Source organism: Rhizobium vallis, assembly GCF_003985155.1.
Lineage (GTDB): Bacteria > Pseudomonadota > Alphaproteobacteria > Rhizobiales > Rhizobiaceae > Rhizobium > Rhizobium vallis.
The window spans coordinates 26,383-50,461 of sequence record NZ_ML133700.1 but is presented as its reverse complement, the minus strand read 5'-3'; the positions used below and the strand labels follow the sequence as shown (position 1 = coordinate 50,461).

Here is a 24,079-nt window from a genome sequence, read left to right as displayed (position 1 = left end):
GGGCGCGATCAGAACTCTTCCCAATCGCCGGCCAATGCCGCGCTCCCGCTCGCCTGGAACGACTTGCCCACCTTGGCGATCATCTGGCGTGCGGGCGACGCCACGGGTTGAGCATGCTGTGGCGCTGCTGACGGCTGTGATATCCGCTTCGATACGACCGTTCCCCCGATGCTGAACTGTCCTAGGAGTTGGAACAGCGCATCGGCTTCCTTGGCGAGATTATGCGCGGCGGCTGTGGCTTCTTCCACCATGGCGGCGTTCTGCTGCGTGCCCTGGTCCATCTTGTTGACGGCGGTGTTGATCTCTTTCAGCCCCGTCGCCTGCTCCTGCGAAGCGCCGACGATGGCCCCGACATTGCCGTCGACCTGCTGAACCTGTGCGGCAATCTCCTGCAGTGCCTTGCCGGTCTCGCCGACGAGGGCGACGCCGTTCTTCACATGGCCGTTCGACGCGTTGATCAGTTCCTTGATTTCCTTTGCCGCCTTGGCGGAACGTTGCGCCAATTCGCGCACTTCCTGGGCAACGACGGCAAAGCCCTTGCCAGCTTCCCCGGCGCGGGCGGCTTCGACGCCGGCGTTCAATGCCAGCAGGTTGGTCTGGAAGGCGATCTCGTCGATGACGCCGATGATGCTGCCGATTTCGGTGGCCGAGGATTCGATCTTGCCCATCGCGTCCACGGCATCCCGGACCACGCTGCCCGAGCGCTCGGCGTTGTCCTTGGTCTTGCGCACGAGCTGCCCGGCTTCCTGGGCCTTGTTGGTGGATTCGGCGACGGTGGTCGTGATCTCTTCCAGGGCAGCGGCGGTTTCCTCGACCGAGGCTGCCTGCTGTTCGGTCCGCTTGGCCAGATCGTCCGAGGCGGAGCGGATCTCCTGTGCACCGGCTGCGATCGCGCTCGCGTTCTGGGCAACCTTCTGCATGGCGGCTCGGAGCTTTTCGACCGCGGCATTGAAGTCGGCCCGGAGCTTTTCCAGAGACGGAATGAACGGCGTGTCGATCTGCTGCGTCAGGTCGCCGTCAGCCAGCGCCTGCAATGCATTGCCCAGCTGACCAACAGCCTTGTCAGTCTGCTCGGCCAGGGTGCGGCGTTCATCGGCATCCTGCTCGAGCCGGTGTCGTTCCGTCACAGCACGCTTGGCTTCGGCATCGGCTTCTCGTTCCGCCTTTGCCGAAATCGCGTCGCGCAGGCCGGCTACGGCCCGCGCGAGCTTGCCGATCTCATCGCCCCGCGCTTCGAGACGGCGATCGCCGTCGAGATTGCCTTCCGCCATCGCCTTCAGCGAAAGCTGAAGCTTTGCCAGCGGGCCGACGATCGTGCGTGCGGTGATGGCGGCGGCAATGATCGAAAGAAGAGCGGCAATGGCGAGCGCCGTCAGCGCGATCGGCTTGAAGCCGCTCGCCACACTGCGAACCTCGCCGCCGACCGATTTGTTCAGCGCTTCCTGATAATCGATGAATTTGTTGATGGCGCCGAGCCAGGAAACGAAGGCCGGGCGGGCCTGTTCGAGCAGGATCTTGCGGGCCGCCTCGCCGTCGCCCTTTTCCTGCAGCGCGATGATCTGGGCAACCAGAGGATTGGTCTTCGCCTGTATGTCGGCAATCTCGCTCAGGATGGTCTTTTCCTGGTCCGTCGCACCTGCCGGAGATGCAACCATATCGGCCATGCGCTTTTCATTCTCGGCGTAAGTGGCTGCCAGCTTTTCGATCAAGGCTTCGGCGGCCTTGCGTTCGTCCGCCGACGTCACAAGGGTCACGTCGCGAATGGCGATCGCCCGGTCGTGCACGCTGCCGCGATAGTTGATCGCAAACCGCTGCTTCACGCTGTTGACGTCGTTGATCGTTTCAAGATTGCTATTGATCTGCTCAACCTTCACCGCCGAGTAGATGGTCAGGCAGGCCATCAGCAGAAGCAGGAAGCTGAAACCGAGGGTGAGGCGCACCCCGATCCCGAAATTCTTAATGCCCTTCATTGTCACTCTCCATCGCGTCGGCGAAGCTTGTCAAAGGTATCTTGGCCACCAGGATCGCTCGTCACATCTCGTTCAAGCGCGGAGCTCGATCTGTCGCCGAATGCGCCTCGGCGCGCCCGAGATGCGAGGCGTGCATCGAGGTCAAAATGTCGATTTCATGCGAGATTTCGGGTGCCCCAGCCGCCATCATGGCGTAGGTGACGATCCTGCGAACGTCATTCCAATATCCTAAAAATTTAGGGGAATATATTTTAGAGAATGTAAACGCGGACGGCGGAGCATCATTGCGTGGCGCTTTTCGTATATTTTATCGGCATTTTCCGCGCAAACTGCACTAAGCTGGGCACCAGGAAGAGTATGCCAAGTTGCTGGACAGTAACGGCACACATCTCTTGTTGCAAACCAGACTCTTTGACGCTTTTCGAGCGGCCTGCATGCGAACAATGATTTCGGCGCTGGCTTTTCCGACGCTGGACGACGGCCTGACGCCTTTCCGGTGTCAGCTGCGCAATAGCGGCAGCAGCTGCTCGCCCTGCCGTTTGATCTCGGCAAGGTAAGGCGTGTCGGAAAGCACGAAATGCGTGATGCCCAGATCCTGGTATTTGCGCAGCGAGCGGGCGACATCCGCCGCCGAACCGACCAGCCACGTGGTGCCGGCGCCGCCGCCGCCGAATTTTCCGGGCGCGGTATAGAGGTTATCGTCGAGCACGTCGCCGCGTTGATGCAGCTCGAGCAGCCGCTGCTGGCCGACGGCGAGCACGCGCTGGTGGTCGTGCCAGCCGGCGCCTTTGCTCTTCGCCATCTCGGCAACCTTCGCCTCGGCGTCAGCCCAGGCCTGTTCCGTCGTGTCGCGGACCAAGGTCGTGATCCTCAATCCGAATTCCAGCGGCGGGAGATCGCGGTCCAGCTGCCTGCTCAGCGCCTTCAGCCGCTCGATCCGTTCTCGGACGCCGTCGAGCGGCTCGCCCCAGAAAAGCTGAACATCGGCTTCGGTGGCGGCAACCTGCTCGGCGGCCTCGGAGGCGCCGCCAAAGTAGAATTTGGGGTGGCGGCGGTCGCCGCGGATCTCGATGCGCGGCACCACGGTGGACTCGGCGACCCGGAAGTGATCCCCTGCCGACGTAACGTTTTCTTCGGTCCACAATCGGCGGACCAGCCGCATGAATTCCCTGGTTCTGCTATAGCGATGCGCCTGATCGCCCTCGCTGTCGCCATAGGCAGACAGGTTGTCCTTGCCCGATACGATGTTGATCCGCACGCGGCCACCCGTCAGGTGGTCCAGCGTGGCTGCCGCGGACGCGAAGTTCGCCGGCCGCCAATAGCCGGGGCGGATCGCGATGAGCGGCTCGAAGGTCGTGGTGCGTGCCGCAAGTGAGGCCGCAACGGTGAACGTGTCGGGCCGGCCCCAACCGGTGCCGATGAGCGCGCCCTTCCAGCCATGCTCCTCCAGCGCCTTGGCGTGGCTGGTCAGCGTATCGAGGCTGTTGTGATTCTCGACGGTGGAATCACCGCGATGACCGGGTCTGACGTCGTTGGGAATATACCAGAGAAATTCGGAATTGATGCTCATACCACACTGCAGTTCTGCGCGGTTGGAAGAAGAGGGCCGAGGGAAGGTCTCCCAAAAGCGATGCATGGTAAGATGGAATATTATCTACTATTTTTATAGACTGTTTCGTTTAACAATAACGTCGCCTGAGGAAAAATTGTCCCCAAAAGAGTGAACAGTGGAAAGGGCGCCATCCCTCGAGCCGTGGGATAGGCGGGGCGTACCGACATGGAAAAGCGCCCGAGACGGCTGTCCGCAGGCGCTTTACAGCAACGATATTTGGTTGGGCGGTTTTCGATCGCCGCGACGTTATGGAAACCGCGATCGCCTGATGTCAGGCAGTAGCCGGCGGATATTCGTTGGCCGAGAAGACGTGGTGATGCACTTTGCCGGTGAAGAGCTGCAGGAGTTGCCCGGTGACCTCGCGGCTTTCGAAGCGCACGTCGGAGGCAAGCGCTGCGTTCACCGCATCCATATCGGGGTAACGAATGGCAAGCGCCATGGCATAGACCGGGGCGCCTTCGTCGCGCTCCGTTCCGTCCAGCACCCGGATTTCCTCGGCGCCTGGAAATTTCGTCCACAGAGGCACGAGCCGCTGCCTGACGAAGGTGCGGAACTCCTCTTCTTTCCCGGGATGGATTTCGCCTTCAAACAAAGCATAACGAATGATCATAGGTTCTCTTTTCCAAAACTCGCCGGAGCTGGATCGATGTTGAGGTCGTGCGGGGAGGGAGGGCGTATCGCTCGATACGCCCTCTGATCGGAAGGCTTATTTGCCCCAGATCTTCTTGTATTGATCGCGATAGCCGTTATCGGGATCGAAGCTGTTCTTCGGTCCGCCGTCGAACTCGACGTTCTGGCTGGTCACGACATGCAGCGGCGAGACATAGCCGGACCAGGGAGCACCCGCAAAAGCGCGGTTCAGTTCGTCGACGAGTTGCCAACCCTGGAGATTGAGCGGCTCGGCGACCGTGACGGCCTGGAACTGCTTGGCGCGGATACGCTGATAGGCGCTCTCCGAGCCGTCGCCGGCTGCGACGTTGACCGGCTTTCCGTCTCCGGCAATGCCGGCCGACGCAAGCGACGGCCCCATGAAGTCATAGTACAGGTCGTTGATGGCAAGGGAATGCGTCCACTTCGCGCCATACTTCTGCAGAAGCGACGTGGTGAGCTGGGGCATGCGCTGGGAGGTTTCGGCGATCGGCGTGTCGACATATTCGAGCACCGTGCCGCCGAGATCTTCGATCTCCTTTTTCATGCGATCGGCCTTGGCAATCGCGATCGCATAAGTGGAGTCGGTGAAGATGATGACACCAGGCTTGCCGCCGGCATCGGCAAAGGCCCAATCAGCCGCAGACTTCGATACTTCCATCGCATCGGTGGTGACGTTGGCGAAAACGCCGACTTCGGGGACCGGACCGACCGCCGAGGCGGCGTGCCAGGAAACCATCGGAATTCCGGCAGCCTTGGCCGCTTCCATCGCCGGCTTCTGCTCAACCGCGTCAAAGCCGTTGATGATGATACCATCAGGCTTCAGCGCCATGGCCTGGCCGAAAGCCGCGGTCCGCCCGCCGATCGAGCCGGCGCCGTCGAGCGCCTTGACCGTCCAGCCGAGTGCGCCTGCCGCTTCCTGAACGCCATTGACGACGCCGAGGATGCCGCCGTTCTTCATATCGGCGGCCAGGATGACGATATTCTTTCCGCTGGCGCCCTTGGGGCCGCTCGTCGGGCCATCCCACGCGCTCACCTTGGAGGCATATTTGTCCACCACTGCCTTGGCGTCGGCCATCGAGTCGGCCAATGCCGGCACGCTGAGCATAACGGCGACGGTTGCGACCGTTGCCTGCAATAAAGTCCTGCGCTTCATGTTCACTCCTCCATTGTGTTTGTTATGAAATGCCGGCGATCCGGCATCATTTCGATGCGGGCGTGATCCTCCTCACGGCTCCGCGTTTGCGCTGGGCGTAACCTGCTATGCCGATGGCAATCAGCAGGGTCACGCCGTTGAACAGCGGTTCGACGAAGAACGACCCGCCGAATTGCTGAATTCCGGAAATTCCGACCGCCAGGATGATGACGCCGATCAAGGTGCCCCAGACGTTCACGCGCCCCGGCTTGATCGTCGTCGACCCGAGGAATGCGCCGACAAGCGCCGGAAGGAGATATTCGAGGCCGACGCTTGCCTGACCGATGCGCAGCTTCGAGGCGAGGAGGACGCCGGTCAGGGCGGCCAGCAGACCCGAGGTGACGAAGGCGCCGATCACGAACTTGCGGACCGGAATGCCATTGAGCGCGGCGGCCTTGGGATTGGCGCCGATGGCGTAGAGATATCGGCCGATCGGCAGGTATTCGAGCACGATCCACATGCAGATGGCGATCAGCAGCACGTAGAAGCCGGTGATCGGCAGGCCGAACAGCATGGTGCCATTCAGCGCATAGAAACCATCCGGCAGGACGCCGACCACCTGCCGCCCGCCGGTGTGCCAAAGTGCAAGCGCATAGAGAACCGTTCCCGTGCCGAGCGTTGCGATGAAGCTGTCGATCTTGGCGACCTCGACCAGCAGGCCGTTGATGAAGCCTGTGAGGACACCGAGCGCGAGAACGATGAGGACGGCGACCGGCCAGGGCAGGCCGTAGGCCGTCTGCAGGCTGATGGCGAGAATGTGCCAGAGCACGATGCCGTAGCCGACGGTCAGATCGATGCGGCCCGATGCCATCGGGATCATCGCGGCGAGCGACAGAAGCGCAATGATCGCCTTGTCTGATACAATCGAGCGGACGTTCAACACCGTCGGGAAGGTATCGGGCAGAAGGATCGAGAAGATCATTATCAGGCCGACGGTGAGGATCACCAGCCCATAGACCGGGATCAGGCGTCCGATCTTCTGCCCTGTAGACAGGCCGGCCATTTCGCTCTTGGTCGGCTCCAGCGCCGTGGATTCAATGGATTGCATGGCTGTTCTCCCGATGGCTCAAGCGGCTTCCGATGCGGATGCGGCTGTGATGACCGCCTCCGTCGTCAGAGCGCTTCCAGTCAGTTCGCTGACGATTTTGCCGCGCGAGAAAACCAGCGCGCGGTGGCAGATATGGGCGATTTCCTCGAAGTCCGTCGAAACCACCACGACCGCGAGGCCGGCTTCGAGCGCCTTGGTGATCAGGCGGTAGATCTCGGCACGCGCGCCGATGTCGACGCCGGCGGTCGGATCTTCCGCGATCAGCAGCTTGCGGCCGGTCGCCAGCCAGCGGCCGACGACCACTTTCTGCTGGTTGCCGCCCGACAAGGCCTCCACGGGCAGATCCGGGTCGTTTGGCCGCAGGCCGACCGACTGGCCGATCTTATGGGCGAGGTCCGCCTCGCCCCGCGGCGACAGGAAGGAGAAAAGCCCGCGCCCGACTGCACCGGGATTGATGTAGGTGTTTTCCCGAATGGAAAGCGACAAGGCGACGGATTCTTCCGTCCGGTCGCGGGCGATCAGGCCAATGCCCGATCCCATGGCCCGCAGCGGGCTCGAAAGATCCGGAGCCTGGTCATGCAGCAAAACCGAGCCGCCGAAAGGCTCGCAACCGAACAGGGCGCGGCCGATCCGTTCCTGACCGGCGCCGCGCAATCCCGCAAGACCGAGAAGCTCGCCCTCGCGGATATCGAAGGATATCGGGCTCGTACCGGCGCAAACGAGATCGCGCACCTTGACGATTGCCTTGCCGGGCTTGGTCTCGGTCTTGGAAAAGAGGCTGTCGCCGCTGCGGCCGATGATCATCGTCACCAGCTCGTCAGGAGTGGTCTCGCTGACGGGCTTCTGGCCGACCATGCAGCCGTCGCGCAGAACGGCGACCCGATCGGCGATGCGGAAAATCTCGTCGAGCCTGTGGGAGACGTAGATCATGCCGACGCCGCGATCCTTCAGCGGGCGGATCGCATTGAACAACCGGTCGACTTCATCGGCGGGAAGGCTCGCCGTCGGCTCGTCGAGCACGAGAACGTCGGCCTCGACGGCAAGCGCGCGGGCAATGGCGACGAGCGATTTTTCGGTGCGCGACAGGGCCGAAACCCGCGTGGTGGGATCGAAGTCACAGCCAACCAGCTTCAGGGCCTCCTTGGCGCGCGCCTGCGTCCTGTTCCAATCGATCAGGCCGCGGCGCATCGAGAAACCCTGCGACAGGCCCATGTTCTCGCCGACGGTCATCCACTCGATCAAGCCGAGGTCCTGATGGATGAAGGCGACCGGCTGCCGCTCGTTCGGCTTCGGCGGGCGATGGTGATAGCTTTGGCCGCGGAAGAGGATGTCGCCGGCATCGGGCTTGTAGATGCCCGCGAGCGTCTTGATCAGCGTCGATTTGCCTGCGCCGTTTTCGCCGAGCAGTGCGAGGATTTCGCCTTCGCGCAGATCGATCGAGACGTCGCGGAGCGCCTGCGTGCCGCCGAAGCTCTTGGTGATCGACTGGAACTCCAGCAGTCTCTTGGCTTCCACTGTTGGCTCCTCCCAAAGCTTCAGTTGTCATTGAGCGTATGTTATCGATAACATTTGCGGATGGTCAAGCGGAAAATGACAATCTCGAATTTCCGGAGCGACTGACCTCAGTCGGCCTGGAACCCGTCGAGAAGACGCATCATTTCGGCGGAGTCCTTCGGCCCGAGGCCGGCAGCGCAGAGCAGCCGGTGGACCTCGACAACCGAGCCGGTCATCGGCAATGGGGTCTTCGTCTTGAGCGCAAAGGCTTGAAGCGAATCCAGGTCCTTCAACATGTTGTCGATCCGGCCTGTCGGCGAGAAATCCCGGGCGGCGAATTTCGCCATGAATTCCTGCATGATCCGGTTATCAGCCCGGCCGCCGGCAAGGGCTGCCGGAATGGCGGCCGGATCGACGCCGCCGGCTTCAGCGAGCTTAACTGCCTCGGCGACGGCCTGAAACAGCACCGCGCAAAACAGCTGGTTGATGAGCTTCGTGGTCTGCCCGGCGCCGGATGCGCCCATCAACGTGTAATTGGCGGCAAGATGCTTCATCACCACGCGTGCCCGCTCGAAATCCTCCGGGCTGCCGCCGGCCATGATCGTCAGGCGTCCGCCGAGCGCACCGGGCACCCCGCCGGACAACGGGCAATCCACCCACGCCATGCCGGTTTCCTCGCGGAGTCGCGCTGCCATTTCAGCCGTTTCGGCGGGATCGATGGAGGACATGTCGATCAGCAACTTGTCGGCATTTGCTGCCGCTGCCACCCCGCTCTTGCCGAAGACGACAGAGCGGACGATATTTGCGTGATTGAGGCTGAGCACACAGAATTCCGAGGCCGAGACCGCGTTCTCCACGGAGCTTGCGGCGCGGGCGCCCTTGGCTTCGAGCGCCGCGACTTTTTCGGCGTCCAGATCGAAGACCGAAACCTTATGCCCGGTTTCGATCAATCGCGTAATGATCGCCGTTCCCATAATGCCGGCGCCGATGACGGCGACATCTGCCCTGTAATCATCCTGCATGATAATCTCCTCCCTTGACGGCTATGCCGCTCAGTCCCTTGCAAGCCAGTGCCACAATATCATCCAAGGCATTGTCGATCGCCACAGTCACCACACCAGCTTCACCGGTCGGCGGCTCCAGCGTCTGCAACTGGCTATCGAGCAACGACGCCGGCATGAAATGGCCCTGACGCGCCTGCATCCGCGACAGCAGCAGGTCGCGGGAGCCCTCCAGGAAAACGAAGGCGAGGCGCCCGCCCGCCGCCTGCCGCAACCGGTCCCGATAGTTTCTCTTCAGCGCCGAGCACGAAATCACCAATCCCCGCGATGCGTTCTGCGCGGCCCTTATTTCCTCGCCGATCCGGTCGAGCCAGGGCAGGCGGTCAGCGTCAGTGAGCGGTATGCCCTGCGCCATCTTCTCGACATTTCGGGCGGGGTGAAGCTGGTCGCCTTCCAGAAACGCCATATCGTTTCGAACGGCGATGCGCTCCCCGACCGAGGATTTGCCGCAGCCGCTCACACCCATGACGACGACGGCAAGCGGCGGCATCTTTCTCTCGATTTCCATCATCTCGTCTCGATCAGAGGCAGGTGGTGATACCGCCGTCGACATAGAGCGTGTGCCCGTTGATGAAGGACGAGGCGTTGCCCGACAGGAAAACGGCCGCACCCACCAGTTCCTCGACATTGCCCCAGCGTCCTGCCGGCGTGCGCTTCTCGAGCCAGGACGAGAATTCCGGATTGTCGACGAGCGCCTGGTTGAGCGGCGTCTTGAAATAGCCCGGCGCAATCGCGTTGATCTGCAGGCCGTGCTTGGCCCAATCGGCGCACATGCCGCGCGTCAGATTGCGCACGGCGCCTTTGGTCGCGGTATAGGGAGCGATGCCGGGGCGCGCCAGTTCGCTTTGAACCGAGGCGATGTTGATGATCTTGCCCCTGCCGCGGGCGATCATGCCCTGGGCCGCCGCCTGACCGACGTAAAACACGCTTGAGATATTGGTGGTCAGCAGCAGTTCCCACTTGTCCTCCGGAAAATCTTCCAGAGGTGTGCGAAATTGCATGCCGGCATTGTTGATCAGGATGTCGATCGGCCCGATATCGGCTTCGATCGCGGCGACACCCCGTTTGGCAGCCTCCTTGCTGGTCACATCGAAGATCGCCGCGTGGGCCGACAGGCCCTGGCTCTTGAGGCTCTCGACCGCGCGTTTGACGCTTTCGGGCGTGCGGCCATTGATGACGACCTCGGCGCCATATTGCGCCAGACCTTCGGCCAGGGCGTAGCCGATCCCCTGGCTCGAGCCGGTGATCAGGGCACGGCGGCCGGTCAGATCAAACAAGTTCTTCATGCAAACAGCTCCTCCAGTCTCGCCGCCGGCGACGGCTCACGCGGCCGCTCACGGTGAAACATACTTGACATTCCTCTTTCGAATTATATGTTATCGATAACATAATCAACCGACAAAATGCGGGATGGAAACGGAATGCCTGAGGTAGAGATCTTGATGACCGGATCATATCCGGAATGGGATATGGTCGATCTGGAGGCGAACTACCGCGTCCATCGCCTGTGGGAGGCGACGGATCGGCAGACACTGATCACGCGGGTCGGCAAGGATATCCGCGCCATCGCCACCCGCGGCGAACTCGGGGCATCCGCCGAGCTGATGGCGCAATTGCCGAAGCTGGAAATCGTCTCCTGTTACGGCGTCGGCACCGATGCAATCGACCTGTCCTATGCGCGGGCCAACGGCATTCGCGTGACGAATACTCCCGACGTGCTCACGGAGGATGTCGCAGATATCGCGATCGGATTGTTGCTTGCCACGGCAAGGCAGATTCCGCAGGCCGATGTTCTCGTCCGCTCGGGACTGTGGGGCAGCGTTGCCATGCCGCTGGTGACGCGGGTTTCGGGCAAAAAAGTCGGGATCGTCGGCATGGGGCGGATCGGCAAGGCGATCGCCAAGCGCGCCGCCGCCTTCGGCTGCGATATCTCCTATTTTGCGCGCCACGACCACACCGACGTTCCCTATGCCTACGAACCCGATCTGATCGCGCTCGCGGGCTGGGCCGATTTCCTGATCGTCATTGTTCCTGGAGGGGAGGCGACGGTGAAAATCATCAACGCGGACGTGCTCAAGGCCCTGGGGCCGAACGGCATATTGATCAATGTCTCGCGCGGGACGACCGTCGATGAACAGGCGCTGATCGCAGCGCTCCAGGACCGGACCATCCAGGCCGCGGGCCTTGATGTTTTCCTCAACGAGCCGAGGGTCGATGCGCGTTTCCTGACGCTGCAAAACGTCGTGTTGCAGCCCCACCACGGCTCTGGCACTGTCGAAACCCGCAAGGCCATGGGCAAGCTGGTCAGAGACAATCTCGCTGCGCATTTTGCAGGTAGCGCGCTCCCAACTCCCGTCGTGTGAGGATCCCGATATGAAAGCCATCGTCATCCATGCCGCCAAGGATCTGAGGATCGAAGAGCGCGAGCCGGAGGTTGCGGGAGCAGGGCAGGTGGAAATCGCCATCGAAGCCGGCGGCATCTGCGGTTCCGACCTGCATTATTACAATCACGGCGGGTTCGGCACCGTTCGGTTGCGCGAACCGATGATCCTCGGTCATGAAATCGCCGGTACGGTGAAGGCGCTGGGCGCTGGCGTCACTGACCTTGCCGTCGGAGACCGGGTTGCGGTTTCCCCGAGCCGGCCGTGCAACCACTGCCAATATTGCCTGAAAGGGCAGCAGAACCACTGCCTCAACATGCGGTTCTACGGCAGCGCCATGCCCATGCCGCATATTCAGGGCGGCTTTCGCCAGCGGCTGGTGGCGGAGCGCTGGCAATGCCACAAGGTCGCCGACGGCATCTCCATTCACGAGGCCGCTTTCGCCGAACCCTTTGCCGTGACGCTGCATGCGGCAAACCGCGCCGGATCGCTGCTGGGCAAACGGGTGCTCGTCACCGGTTGCGGCCCCATTGGAATGCTGGCGATCGTTGCGGCGCGCGTTCTCGGCGCCCGCGAAATCGTCGCGACCGATGTGACCGACAGCGTTCTGGCGATTGCCCGCACCAGCGGCGCGGACCGAACGATCAACGTGGCGACGCATGCCGCCGACCTTGCTGCCTACAGCGCGGACAAGGGATATTTCGACGTCATGTTCGAGGCATCAGGCAATGAGAGGGCGGTGCGCGCCGGCCTGGAAACCCTGAAGCCTCGCGCCGTTCTGGTGCAGCTCGGTCTTGGCGGCGATGTCTCCATTCCGCAGAACATGATCGTCGCCAAGGAAATCGAGATGCGCGGGACATTCCGGTTCCACGAGGAATTTGCGCTCGCCGTCGAATTGATCAACGCGCGCCGCGTCGACCTGAAGCCGTTGCTGACGGGTGTTTTTGCAATCGAAGAGGCCGTCGCCGCCTTCGAATTGGCAAGCGATCGCAGCAAGTCCATGAAAGTCCAGATCGCCTTCTGATATCGGCTCCCGCTATCGGGAGCCGGCGCGCTCCGTGCTTTCGCGCAGGACGACCTTATAGCTGGTCAATGTGATGTCGCCGCCGGCCGCGCCGCCGCCCTGCAGGGCATCCAGCAGGCGGGCGGCGGCCTGGCGGCCGATGCCGTAGCAATCCACATCGATGGTGGTGATGCTGGGATGACAGATGGACGAGATCTCGTAGTCGCCGAAGCCGGCAATGGCCACGTCTTCAGGAACTCTCATCCCCCTGCGCTTGCATTCCATGATCGCGCCGAAGGCGGAAAGGTCGGAGACGCAGAGAACCACTTCCGTGTCCGGCCAGCGCTCCAGCAGGCTGACGATTGCCTGGCCGCCCTGTTCCATGGTGATGGGCGGCACGCCGAAGGAGATCATCCGCCCCGGTCCCAGGCCGAGTTCTTCGACGGTCTTCTGGAAACCGCTTCGCCGCTGGCTGCCGCGCGTGTCGCGCGCCGTCGTTCCGCCGATATAGCCGAATTTCCGATATCCCTGGCTGGCAAGTGTGCGCACCAACAGGGCCATCGCCTCCGTATTGGAAAAGCCGACCACATGATTGATCGGCTCCTCCGGAAGCTCCCAGGTCTCGACAACGGGAATGCCGGCCTTCTCGAGCATGCGCCGCGCGCGGCTGGTGTGCGACCCCCCCGTCAGAATGATGCCTTCGGGGCGCCGGCGCAGCATCGCCTCGATCAGCTTCTCCTCTTTCTCCGCGGCATAATCGGTATAGCCGAGAAGAAGCTGAAGGCCGGTATTTTCCAGCGCATCGGTGATGCCCCGGGCGGTGTCGGAAAAATTCGAATTGTTGATCGAGGGCACCAGCGCCGCGATGAAGCCGCTGCGCCGCGACGAAAGACTGCCGGCGGAGAGATCCAGCACATAACCGAGCGCATCGACGGCTTCCATGATGCGCTTGCGGGTCTCTTCGGAAACACTCGCATCCTGCCGGAAGGCGCGCGAAACGGTCATGGCCGACACGCCGACATATTTGGCGACCTCAGCCATCGTCAGCTTTTGGGCGTCTCCAGGCTTGAGACGCTTGTCCCTGGGCTCATCCTCGTTTTTCACTGCGCGCCGCTTTCAAAACAAGCTTTCCAAGTTGGGCAATTCGAAACACGATAAAGTTATCGCTATCATCCCACAATCGATTTTATTGCAGCAATGCGCCGTTCCACAGCTGGAAAAACCGAAATGACGCCGGATTTCCGCCAATGCCGGCGCATCGACACCTGTACGAGACCTGAAAAACAGGCCAAGATGATATCGATAACAATCTAGATAGGAAAACATGATGTTCGGGGAAATCGAAGGTACAGGGTTCGAGGTTCTCGACCCGCGCTTTGAAAGCTGCTTCGTCGGCCACGCGCGCGTCGAGCGGCTCTGGACGGGCGGTCGCTGGCTGGAGGGACCGGCCTGGTTTGCCGCCGGGCGTTATCTGGTTTTCTCCGATATCCCCAACAACCGGATGATGCGCTATGACGAGACCAGCGGGCACACCTCGGTATTCCGCGCGCCCAGCAACAACTCGAACGGCAACACCGTCGATAATCTCGGTCGGCTCGTCACCTGCGAGCACCTGACACGCCGTGTCACGCGAACCGAATTCGACGGTGGGATCAGCGTTCTGGCCGACCGCATCGCGGGCAAACGGCTGAATTCCCCAAACGATGTCATCGTCAAATCCGACGGCACGGTCTGGTTTACCGACCCGAGCTACGGCATCCTCCACGATTATGAGGGCGACTATGGCGAAGAGGAAATCGGCGGATGCCACCTCTACCGGCACGATCCGGCAACAGGCGCGACCGAGCAGATGACCTCCGATTTCGTCAAGCCGAACGGGCTGGCTTTCTCACCTGACGAAACCGTGCTCTACGTTGCCGATACCGGCGCCTCGCACCTGCCCGGCGGTCCTCGTCATATACGAAAGCTCGCAGTATCAGGTGACGGAAAGCTGACCGATCTCGGCGTTTTCGCCGAATGCACCTCAGGCTTTTTCGATGGCTTTCGCGTGGACCGGAAGGGAAGAATATGGGCGAGCGCCGGCGACGGCGTGCACGCCTATGATCCTGACGGTACGCTGATCGGCAAGATCCATATTCCCGAGATCGTTTCCAATGTTGCTTTCGCGGGAGAGAAGCTGAACCGTCTCTTCATCACCGCGACCACGTCTCTTTACGCTGTTTATCTCACGGCCAACGGATCGAGACTGGGGTAATTGCCGAGGAGAGGCTGCCCTTCCGGGAAGCCTCTCTGTCGAGAACTGCCGATCCGATCAGCCTTCACTGTTGGCTGAGGCCGCCCGCCAGACGAACCAGTCCAAGGAAATCCGACCGGTAGCCGAAGGTGTCCGTTCCCCGCGATGCCGCGGCGAGATCGGCGATCGCCTGATAGGAATAGGAATCGACGGCGGCGATGCGGCTCAGTTTCTGGCCGAAGGCGGCGACCGCTACGGAGAAGCGTACATCCTGCGGTGCGGCGTCGACGCTGGCGACGGTATTGCTGTCGCCGACGGGTGTGGTGATGAGAGCGCTCTTGTCTTCGCCCGGCCGCTTGTAGCGCATCTTGACGAAGGCAAGCTCGCCTCCCTGCGCATTGTCCGAAGTCGCGGCCGGCGCCTTCTCGGCCGTGCCGTAACGCAGGTCGTCATTCATGACCGCGGGGCTTCCCTTGGGCGTGATCTCGTAGATTGCCGTGACACTGTGGCCGGAGCCGATATCGCCGGCGTCGACACGGTCATTGTTGAAATCCTCGCGGTTGAGCGCCCGCGTCTCGTAGCCGATCAGCCGGTATTCGGCGATCCGTTCCGGATTGAACTCCACCTGGAACTTGACGTCCTTTGCGATCGGAAACAGCGTCGATCCGGCTTCTTCAACCAGCGTCTTCTGGGCCTCCGCCAGGGTGTCGATATAGGCGGCGCTGCCATTGCCGTTCTGTGCCAGCGTCTGCATCAGGGAATCGTTGAGATTGCCGCGCCCGAAGCCGAGAACGGTCAGGAAGATACCGTCCTTGCGTTTCTCCTCGATGATGCGCTTCAGATCCTCATCGCTCGAGGGGCCGACATTGAAGTCGCCGTCGGTCGCCAGCATCACCCGGTTGACGCCGTCCTTGACGAAGGCCTGCTTGGCCAGATCATAGGCCGCCGCTATGCCCTCGGCGCCGCCGGTCGAGCCTCCAGCCTCCAGCCTGTCGATCGCCGACAGGATTTTCGCTCTCTCCGCCACACGCGTCGGCTCAAGCACCGTGCCGGCATTGCCGGCATAGGTGACGATGGAGACGGTATCGTCGGCCTTCAGCTTGTTGACGAGGAGACGGAAGGCGCTCTTCAAAAGCGGCAGCTTGTCCGGTTCGTCCATCGAACCCGACACGTCGATCAGGAAGACCAGATTGGCATGCGGCGCGGTCGCCGGGGCGATGTCATAACCCTTGATCGCCACATGCATCAGTTCCGTGTCATGATTCCAAGGGGTCGGCATCACCGTCACGGTCGCCTTGAAGGGCTGGTCGGCATTGTCAGGACCCGGCCAGTCATAGGGGAAATAATTGATCATCTCCTCGACGCGAACCGATTGCGGATCGGGCATCGCGCCCCCGGTCAGCGACCGGCGCACGAAGGAATAGGAGGCGCTGTCGACATCGGCGGAGAAGGTCGAGACCGGATCGGTGGCAACGCTCTTGATCGGATTTGCCTCGGCATTGGCAAACCGCTCGCGATTGGGCTCGAGCTGAATCTGCAGACGTCCGTCTGCCGGCGGAACGGGCGAGGGGGCGACAGCCTCCATCGGTTCGGCCAAGAGTTGCCCCTCAGCCACCATGCCCGGAGCCGCTGGTGCAGCACTTTTAGCCATCCCGAGTATCGCGGCGGAGTCCTCCGACTTGTTTTTGAGAACATCAGGCTTTGCGGCCTGCTGTCCCTTGTCCTGCAAGGCTTGCGCGCCATTGGCCACCGACGGCTGGGCCGGCCGGTCCTCTTCGGTCGTTGCCTCGGAGAGCCGAGGCCCGACCGTGACGGGCTCTGCCGGCTTCGGCGTATTGTTTTGCGCAATATTGTCTGTGACCCTCTCCTGGTCGACAATCGGCAATCCGCTGCGAGTCAGCTCGAAGGTCAGATAACCGGCGGCGGGAATGACGAGCAGCGTCGCAAGGGCTGAACCGGCAAGGAATTTCTTGTTCATAGCAGGGCTCCATATCCAGTTGATGATGGAGCTTTGACGCCGGCCTTTCGCATTTCCTTGGGCTGCCGCTGCATTATTTCCTGCGTCGTCGAAGGCCTCCATCGCCGCGGCAAGCGCACGCGCGCGCGCCTCCGGATCGGCTGCCGGCGGTGTGGTGCGGGAGAGTTTTTCCAGTTCCTTGTCCACGGTCATACCTCTTCCTTGCCGAGCATGGCCTTCAGCCTCTTGCGCGCCTCATGGACCTGCCAGGACACGGTCGCCTCCGAGCAGCCCATGACATCGCCGGCGGCGGAGTGGCTGAGGCCTTCGCCATAGACGAGCAGCACCGCGTCGCACTGCCTTTCCGGCAAAGCGCGCACGGCTGCCCATAATTCGCTCGATATCTCGTCGTCGTTTCCATCTGGCGCATCCTGCTGCGGTTCGGCAGCGTAGGCGCGGAAGGTCTGCTCCTCTCGGGCAAGCTTGCGTCTGTGGTCGCGGGCGGCATTGAGCGTCAGGGTGTAGAGCCATGTCCTGAAGCGGCTGGCGCCGCGGAAGCTGCGGATCGCCGCGCCGAGCTTGACGCAGACCTCCTGGGCGATGTCATCCGCATCGGTGGCACTGCCCGACCACCGCCATGCCGCCGCATGGACGAAATCATAATGGCGCGAGACCAGTTGCCCGAAGGCCTCCCGGTCGCCGCCCTGCGCTCGTTCTATGAGCTCCGCATCCAATGCGCACCTACCCCCAAGCTACCAAGCAAGATGCTATTTCGGGATTGAGACGTTTCTCCGATGGCTTTCCTTGGGTCGCCGACGAAAAAATTATCGGTTTTTCTGAAAATATGCGAAGCGCTGCAATGCAGGGTTCAAAATATTCAAGCATCGCGACATCCATGGGTCGCTGCCGGACAGGTTGCCTCCATCACGAGGGCGCATGATGCGGGCAGAGTCGGCCAGGGACGCGGATCTGCATGTCCCAAATCGAAAGGACCTTTCATGTCCGCTCCATCGCCTGTTCCCACCGAAAAAGGCATCCTGCAGTTTCTCGAGATTTGCGACGGCTTCTATCCTGCCGATGCCGTCGAAGCGCCGATCGAGCAGCAACGGCATTGGTACGACGCGCTTTGTGCGCGGTTCGACCGACCGCTGCCTCCGGATATGATCTTTGCGGACGGCATGGTCCAGCGCATACCGATCCGGCGCTATCGTCCGCGCAAAATCACAACGCGCACCATTCTGCTCTATCTTCACGGCGGCGGCTTCGTCGTTGGCTCGCTGGAGAGCCATCATGCCATCTGCGCCGAGATCGCCGATTTCGCCGGTGCGGAACTCGTTTCCGTCGATTATCGGCTGGCCCCCGAATATCGCTGGCCGGCACAGACGGATGACGGTTTTGCCGTGCTGAAACATCTGCTTTCCGCCAACAACAAGGTCGTACTGATCGGCGACAGCGCCGGCGGCAATCTTGCCGCCGGCCTTGCCTTGCGTGCACGAGACGAAGAACTACCCGGAATTGTCGGCCAGGTCCTGATCTATCCCGCACTCGGCGGGAACCTCGGCGCGGGCTCCTACATCGAAATGGCCCAAGCTCCCGGACTGACGACTGCGGATGTTGCCTACTATCGCGAGATCCTGCAGGCGCCGGCGGGAAATCCGATCGCCGAACCGGTGCACGCATCCTCGCTTGCGGGGCTCCCTCCGACCTTCATTACGGTCGCGCATTTCGATCCCCTCCGGGACGACGGCCGGCTATATGCCGCCCAGCTCGCGGAAGCAGGCGTTGAAGTCTGGTTCCGGGAAGAGCCGCAGATGGTACACGCCTGGCTGCGCGCCCGCCACATGAGCGACGGCGCGCGCGACGGCTTCCACGCCGTCTGCGAAGCCGTCCGGCATTTCGCCGTGTCCTGATGATCACATCAGGTCGCGCGCGATCCGCTTTTCCGCAAAGACCTTTTCGAAGATCTGCACGTCATCCTCGAAAGCGGTGACAACGGCGCTGATGATCCATTCCGTCCGGGTGCAGGCAATCCGCGCGGTCGCGACGGTCCGCACGAACCAGCCAGGGCGGCGCATATCGCAGGTCCAGGTCGATATGCCCTTCATCGACAGCGGATCGTCAGGCGAAATCGACCAGACTTCCTCCCGCAATTGCCGGGTCGACAGGCCCGTCTGCGGGTGTTCGTAGAGCCCGGTATCCTCGTGAATATGATACTCCGTCCGGTTACCCGAAAGGTCGCGGACGACCTGCCGCTTCGTCGCTGCCCCCACATGCTCGATGTATCTCGGCAAGGGATCGGGATTGGCTGGTTCCTTGAGGTCGATCCTTTGGTGCTCGCCAAGCATCGGCATGGCGAGGCCCAGCGACGCGGTATCGATCTCGATCCCTTCATCGTCAGGCGGCGGCAGGATCATCGGCCAATAGGACGTGGAAAGCGAAAGACGGATGCGATGCCCCTTGCGGAAGCGATAGCCGCAAGCATCGAGCACCAGCCGGATCGACACTTTCTCATCCGGTGCCAGCGGCTTCGGATCGGCATTACCCTCCCGGTGGGTGAGATTGATGACGCCGAAGGCGACACGCGTTGCCGTGCCATCCGGGTGGACATCGATGAGCCGCATGCAAAGATTTCCGCTCGCAGCCCGGGAACGCAGGCCGAGCGTGACCACCGGGCGGCCGAGATAATCGTGATCGCCCGTGAGCGGCATCGTATCGAAGGTCAGCGAGCCGGCATCGTCGCAGCGCTGATCGACCGCCATTTCGGCGTCGGGCTTCAGGGTGAAATATTCGCCGGACGCCGTTCCGGTATCGAGGGGCGAACGCAGATAGGCAGAATGCTCGGGCGCCTGCTGGATCGGCATGCCTTCGGTGAGCCTGCCGAACTGCTCGACGTAAAAGCACTGCATCTGCGGCGGCGACCAGATCTCTTTCGCCACCCAGAACCCCGGATCGCTGTCGCGCCGCGGGGCAGGGCTGACGGCATCGAGAATATAGGCGCGGGCCTGGGGCAGGTTGTCGATCCCATTATCCGCGCCGCGCAGCCACTTGTTCCACCAGGCAATCGCTTCGCCGTGGAAATCCGTGCGTGGTTTCGGCCAGGCGAAGTGCGGATATTTGTGGACCCAGGGACCGATCAGCGCCTTCGCCTTGCCGCCCAGGCCCTCGACCGCCATCAAAGGCGTATTGCGGTAGCCGTCTGCCCAACCGGCGATCACCAGCGTCGGGATCTCGACGCGCGAAAAATCCTCTGAGATCGAGCCGTGGCGCCAGAAATCGTCACGCCGCTGGTGGCTCAGCCATTCCTCCATGAAGAAGGGTTCACCTGCCAGGCGCTCCAGCCACATCTCCTTCCAGCGCTCGCCGACAAGTGCCGGATCCGGCGGGCGCGACTGGTAGCCGAGCATCGTTGCCGCCCATGAGAGTTGGGCCGAGAGATGGCAGCCGTTCTTGTAGTGGATGTCGTCGTTGTAGCGATCGACGGTCGAGGCGATCGAGATGACGGCTTTCAGCGCCGGCGGACGGAGTGCTGCGACCTGCAGGCTGTTGAAGCCACCCCAGGAGATGCCCATCATGCCGACCGAACCGTTCGACCATGGCTGTTCGGCAATCCATGCGATCAGCTCGCAGGCATCGGCAAGCTCGCGTTCGGTATATTCGCCGTCGATGACGCCATCGGATTCCCCCGACCCGCGAATATCGACGCGCACGCCGGCAATGCCCGCTGCGGCAAATACCGGATAGGTTGACTCGTCCCTGGGGCTGGTTCCATCCCGCTTGCGGTAGGGCAGGAATTCGAAGACGGCGGGAACGGGATCTTCGTTAGCACCGTCCGGCATCCAGATGCGCGCGGCAAGCCGAGTCCCGTCCTTGAGCGTAATCCATTCATTGTCGATGGTGGTGAAGCCGCGCGAGGTCATGCTCATTCCCTAGTGTACCTTCAGTTGCCCGCGCTTTCCATGCGCCGCGTGGCGAGCACGCGTTCCAGCCAGCCGATTTCCATCTCCGGCACGGATTTCAGCAGCAGATCGGTGTAGTCGTCAAAGGGCGGCGACAGCGCCTTCGATTTCGGACCGAACCGCACCAGTTTGCCGCGATGCATCACCGCCACGCTGTCGGCGATGGCCCGGACGATCGCGATGTCGTGGGTTATGAAAACATAGGAGAGCTGCTCTTCCTCCTGCAGGCGCAGGAGCAGCTTGAGGATGCCCTCGGCCACCAGCGGATCGAGCGCCGAGGTCGGCTCATCGCAGAGGATGAGTTCGGGCTTGGCGGCAAGCGCTCTCGCGATCGCCACCCGCTGTTTCTGGCCGCCGGAGAGTTCGGCCGGGTAGCGATCGACGAAACCCTTGCCCATTTCGATCTGGTCGAGCAATTCCTTCACCCGTGCCGTCTTCTCGGCGCCCCTCAGGCCATAATAGAAGGTCAGCGGCCGGCCGATGATGTCACGGACCGTCTGTCGCGGGTTCATGGCCGTATCGGCCATCTGGTAGATCAACTGGATACGTCGGAGGTCATCGTTCGGCCGTCTCTTGAGATCAGGCATCAGCGGTTTGCCGTCGAAGACGACGCGCCCGCTGCTTGGCGGCAGCAGGCCGGTAATGACGCGCGCCAGCGTCGATTTGCCTGAGCCGGATTCGCCGACGACGGCAAGCGTCTGGCCTTTCGGCAGATGCAGCGAGACATCGTGCAGCACCTTGAAGCCGTTGGAATATTCGGCGCTGACATTCTCCACTTTGAGAAGCGTGCCGGACTGATCGGCGGCCTCGTCGCGGTAGGCCTGCCTGACATTGACGAGGGCACGGGTATAATCTTCCCGCGGCGCCTCGATGATCTGCTGGACGCTGCCGTATTCCACGTGGCGGCCATGGCGCAGGACCATGATGTCGTCGGAGATCTGGGCGACGACGGCAAGGTCGTGAGTGATGTAGAGGGCGGCCGTATGCGTTTCCTCGATGGCATGCTTGATCGCCGCCAGCACGTCGATCTGCGTGGTGACATCGAGCGCCGTGGTGGGCTCGTCGAAGACGATGAGCTCAGGATTGGAGCAGAGCGCCATCGCCGTCATCGCCCGCTGCAGCTGGCCGCCGGAAACCTGGTGGGGAAAGCGCTCGCCGAAAGTTTCCGGATTGGGCAGGCCGAGGACGCGGAACAGATAAAGCGCCCGCTTGTGCGCTTCGTCCTTGCTCATCAATCCATGTTTGATCGACGCTTCGACCACCTGATCGCCCAGCCGGTGGGCTGGATTGAAGGCGGCGGCCGCCGATTGCGCGACGTAACAGACCCTTGCACCGCGAATTTTCCGGATGCCGTTCTTGCCGAGTGGCAGGATGTCGGCGCCATCGAGCCGCACCTCACCGCCGGTGATTTCGGCGCCACCCCGGCCATAGGCGAGCGCGGAGAGGCCGATCGTCGACTTTCCGGCGCCGGATTCCCCGATCAGGCCGAGAACCTTGCCTTTGTGAAGGTCGAAAGAAACGCCGTCGACGATCGTCACCCGCCTGGGCGCTTCGCCCGGGGGATAGCTGGTGGCTTCGATTTTCAGATTGCGGACGGAAAGAAGCTCAGGCATCGCCGCGCCCTCCCTTGAGGCTGGATGTGCGTTTCAGGAGCCAGTCGACGACGAGGTTGACGCAGACGGCAAGGGCCGCGATCGCCGAGCCCGGCACCAGTGCAGCCGATATGCCGAAGATGATGCCGTCCTTGTTGTCCTTGACCATGCCGCCCCAATCGGCCGCCGGCGGCTGAATGCCGAGGCCGAGGAAGGAAAGCGTCGAGAGGAACAGGATCGAGAATGCGAAGCGCAGCCCGAACTCGGCAAGCAGCGGCGACAGCGTGTTCGGCAGGATTTCGCGGAAGATGATCCAGAGCTTGCCTTCGCCGCGCAGCTTCGCCGCCTCAACGAATTCCATCACCGCGACATCGAGCGCCACTGCGCGGCCGAGACGATAGACGCGGGTGGAATCGAGGATCGCCATGACGAGGATCAGCACGATCATATTCTGCGGCAGCACCGCGAGAACTACGAGCGCGAAGATCAGCGTCGGGATCGACATCATCAGATCGTTGAATCGTGAGAGGACGGTGTCGATGAGGCCGCGCGAGACGGCGGCGGTGAAGCTGAGGATGATGCCGAGCGAGAAGGAGATGATGGTGGCGGCCGACGCAACCAGCAGTGTCGTGCGCGCGCCGAAGATCAGGCGCGAGAGGATGTCGCGGCCGAGATTGTCGAGGCCGAAGACGTAATTCGAATCGGCAGGCGCCCAGACGTCGCCGACGACCTGGGTCTCGCCATAGGGGGCGATCCAGGGTGCGAAGAAGGCACAGATGAAGGCGATGGCAATGCCGATTATGCCGACCCAGGCGGTGATGGGGATATCTCTCAATCTCATCGCGGATGCCTCAGCCGGGGATTGGCGATGATCGCGAGGATATCGGCCGTCATGTTGAGAAAGATGTAGACGGCCGCAAAGATCAGGCCGCAGGCCTGCACCACGGGCATGTCGCGCACGGTGACCGCGTCGACCATATATTGCCCCATGCCGGGGTAGACGAAGACCACTTCAACGACGACGACGCCAACGACGAGATAGGCGAGGTTCAATGCGACGACATTGATGATAGGCGCGAGTGCATTGGGAGCGGCGTGCTTGACGATCGAGCGAAAGGCGCTGAGGCCCTTCAGCTCCGCAGTCTCCATATAGGCAGACGACATGACGGAGAGGATCGCCGCCCGCGTCATGCGCATCATGTGGGCGAGGACGACGAGCACGAGGGTCGCTGTCGGCAGCGCGATCGCCTTCAACCGTTCGACGAGGCCCATACTGTCGTAGACGGTCGCCGGAAAGGTCGCCATGCCGAACTTCACGGCAAAGAAGAGGATCAGCAGGTAACCGATGAAGAATTCCGGCAGCGAGATCGCGGCCAGCGAGATCACGTTGATGATCTTGTCAGGCATTCGGTTGCGGAAGTGCACCGACAGCATGCCGAGCCCGACGGCAAGCGGCACTGAAATCACCGCTGCGAAACCCGCGAGGAAGAGGGAGTTGCCGAGGCGTTTGCCGATCTGTTCGCTCACCGAATTCTTGCTGGCCCAGGAGGTGCCGAAATCACCCTGGACGGCGTTGCCGAGCCACTCGACGTAACGCGTCGTGACCGGGCGGTTCAATCCAAGGTCCTGACGAATATTGGCAACGGCCTGCGGCGTTGCCGACTGGCCGAGATAGGTGGTGGCAAAATCGCCGGGCAGGGCTTCCAGGCCGCCGAAGATCAAGATGGAAACGGCAAAGAGCAGGACGATGCTGAGCACGAAGCGCTCGAGGATAAGGGCAAGCAACGGAAAACGCTGCCGGAACTTTAGCCCAGGCAAGATGTCGCTTGGGGCAGGATTGGTCATGGCGAAGGCCTCGCGCTAAAACGTCGGGAGGACCGCGGGTTTCATCCCACGGTCCCGGCTTCGTTGGAGATCGGAGGGGGCGTG

20 protein-coding genes are annotated in these 24,079 nt (G+C 62.1%); 4 read left to right on the top strand and 16 right to left on the bottom strand.

Annotation, left to right across the window (positions count from 1 at the left end; all coding sequences use genetic code 11):
* Positions 1–8: 8 nt before the first annotated feature.
* The 9 genes from EFQ99_RS29960 to EFQ99_RS29920 all read right to left on the bottom strand — a co-directional run bounded on the left by EFQ99_RS29960 (position 9) and on the right by EFQ99_RS29920 (position 10,314).
* The gene (locus EFQ99_RS29960; protein ID WP_126924783.1) at positions 9–1,970 is read right to left on the bottom strand and encodes a HAMP domain-containing methyl-accepting chemotaxis protein; all 1,962 of its coding nucleotides are present in this window, start codon (positions 1,968–1,970) and stop codon (positions 9–11) included.
* 499 nt (positions 1,971–2,469) lie between these two features.
* A complete protein-coding gene (locus EFQ99_RS29955) occupies positions 2,470–3,540 on the bottom strand; it encodes an LLM class flavin-dependent oxidoreductase (RefSeq protein ID WP_126924782.1) in 1,071 nt (356 codons plus the stop codon).
* 313 nt (positions 3,541–3,853) lie between these two features.
* Positions 3,854–4,192 carry a hypothetical protein gene (locus EFQ99_RS29950; RefSeq protein ID WP_126924781.1) on the bottom strand — a complete coding sequence of 113 codons (339 nt, stop codon included), beginning with the start codon at positions 4,190–4,192 and terminating at the stop codon, positions 3,854–3,856.
* Between the two features lie 96 nt (positions 4,193–4,288).
* On the bottom strand, positions 4,289–5,386 hold the full coding sequence (locus EFQ99_RS29945; protein WP_126924780.1) for an ABC transporter substrate-binding protein: 1,098 nt from the start codon (positions 5,384–5,386) through the stop codon (positions 4,289–4,291).
* Positions 5,387–5,432: 46 nt separating this feature from the next.
* Entirely contained in the window at positions 5,433–6,473 is a 1,041-nt protein-coding gene (locus EFQ99_RS29940) for an ABC transporter permease (protein WP_126924779.1), read from the bottom strand.
* An 18-nt stretch (positions 6,474–6,491) separates the two neighbouring features.
* The gene (locus EFQ99_RS29935; protein WP_126924778.1) at positions 6,492–7,988 is read right to left on the bottom strand and encodes a sugar ABC transporter ATP-binding protein; all 1,497 of its coding nucleotides are present in this window, start codon (positions 7,986–7,988) and stop codon (positions 6,492–6,494) included.
* Between the two features lie 107 nt (positions 7,989–8,095).
* Positions 8,096–8,989: an NAD(P)-dependent oxidoreductase gene (locus EFQ99_RS29930; RefSeq protein ID WP_126924777.1), complete on the bottom strand. Its 894-nt coding sequence runs from the start codon at positions 8,987–8,989 to the stop codon at positions 8,096–8,098.
* Complete coding sequence (locus tag EFQ99_RS29925) at positions 8,979–9,536, bottom strand: gluconokinase (protein ID WP_126924872.1); 558 nt, start codon at positions 9,534–9,536, stop codon at positions 8,979–8,981. Before EFQ99_RS29925 ends, EFQ99_RS29930 begins: the two co-directional genes overlap by 11 nt.
* 13 nt (positions 9,537–9,549) lie before the next feature.
* Complete coding sequence (locus EFQ99_RS29920; RefSeq protein WP_126924776.1) at positions 9,550–10,314, bottom strand: SDR family oxidoreductase; 765 nt, start codon at positions 10,312–10,314, stop codon at positions 9,550–9,552.
* A 135-nt stretch (positions 10,315–10,449) separates the two neighbouring features.
* Between EFQ99_RS29920 and EFQ99_RS29915 the strand changes: the two genes are divergently transcribed.
* A complete protein-coding gene (locus EFQ99_RS29915; RefSeq protein ID WP_126924775.1) occupies positions 10,450–11,391 on the top strand; it encodes a 2-hydroxyacid dehydrogenase in 942 nt (313 codons plus the stop codon).
* Positions 11,392–11,401: 10 nt separating this feature from the next.
* A complete protein-coding gene (locus tag EFQ99_RS29910) occupies positions 11,402–12,433 on the top strand; it encodes an L-idonate 5-dehydrogenase (RefSeq protein WP_126924774.1) in 1,032 nt (343 codons plus the stop codon).
* 12 nt (positions 12,434–12,445) lie between these two features.
* Here EFQ99_RS29910 and EFQ99_RS29905 read toward each other — a convergent pair whose 3' ends face one another.
* Complete coding sequence (locus tag EFQ99_RS29905; RefSeq protein WP_126924773.1) at positions 12,446–13,516, bottom strand: LacI family DNA-binding transcriptional regulator; 1,071 nt, start codon at positions 13,514–13,516, stop codon at positions 12,446–12,448.
* Positions 13,517–13,739: 223 nt separating this feature from the next.
* On the opposite strand from EFQ99_RS29905, the gene EFQ99_RS29900 reads away from it, so the two are divergent.
* Positions 13,740–14,666, top strand: coding sequence for an SMP-30/gluconolactonase/LRE family protein (locus EFQ99_RS29900; protein ID WP_126924871.1), 927 nt, complete (start codon positions 13,740–13,742; stop codon positions 14,664–14,666).
* Between the two features lie 64 nt (positions 14,667–14,730).
* Here the strand turns inward: EFQ99_RS29900 and EFQ99_RS29895 are convergent, their stop codons facing one another.
* On the bottom strand, positions 14,731–16,815 hold the full coding sequence (locus EFQ99_RS29895) for a vWA domain-containing protein (protein WP_126924772.1): 2,085 nt from the start codon (positions 16,813–16,815) through the stop codon (positions 14,731–14,733).
* On the bottom strand, positions 16,812–17,336 hold the full coding sequence (locus EFQ99_RS29890) for an RNA polymerase sigma factor (protein WP_126924771.1): 525 nt from the start codon (positions 17,334–17,336) through the stop codon (positions 16,812–16,814). Before EFQ99_RS29890 ends, EFQ99_RS29895 begins: the two co-directional genes overlap by 4 nt.
* Positions 17,337–17,600: 264 nt before the next feature.
* Here EFQ99_RS29890 and EFQ99_RS29885 point away from each other — a divergent pair, with 264 nt between their 5' ends.
* The gene (locus EFQ99_RS29885; RefSeq protein WP_126924770.1) at positions 17,601–18,512 is read left to right on the top strand and encodes an alpha/beta hydrolase; all 912 of its coding nucleotides are present in this window, start codon (positions 17,601–17,603) and stop codon (positions 18,510–18,512) included.
* Between the two features lie 3 nt (positions 18,513–18,515).
* Here EFQ99_RS29885 and EFQ99_RS29880 read toward each other — a convergent pair whose 3' ends face one another.
* Genes EFQ99_RS29880 through EFQ99_RS29865 form a run of 4 tightly spaced genes read right to left on the bottom strand, consistent with a single transcriptional unit; the run spans position 18,516 to position 23,995 of the window.
* A complete protein-coding gene (locus EFQ99_RS29880) occupies positions 18,516–20,519 on the bottom strand; it encodes a CocE/NonD family hydrolase (protein WP_126924769.1) in 2,004 nt (667 codons plus the stop codon).
* Between the two features lie 20 nt (positions 20,520–20,539).
* Complete coding sequence (locus tag EFQ99_RS29875; protein ID WP_126924768.1) at positions 20,540–22,171, bottom strand: ABC transporter ATP-binding protein; 1,632 nt, start codon at positions 22,169–22,171, stop codon at positions 20,540–20,542.
* Positions 22,164–22,991, bottom strand: a complete 828-nt coding sequence (locus EFQ99_RS29870) for an ABC transporter permease (RefSeq protein ID WP_126924767.1) — start codon at positions 22,989–22,991, stop codon at positions 22,164–22,166. The genes EFQ99_RS29875 and EFQ99_RS29870 overlap by 8 nt, the downstream gene beginning before the upstream one ends.
* Positions 22,988–23,995 carry an ABC transporter permease gene (locus tag EFQ99_RS29865; protein ID WP_126924766.1) on the bottom strand — a complete coding sequence of 336 codons (1,008 nt, stop codon included), beginning with the start codon at positions 23,993–23,995 and terminating at the stop codon, positions 22,988–22,990. Before EFQ99_RS29865 ends, EFQ99_RS29870 begins: the two co-directional genes overlap by 4 nt.
* Positions 23,996–24,079: the final 84 nt, after the last annotated feature.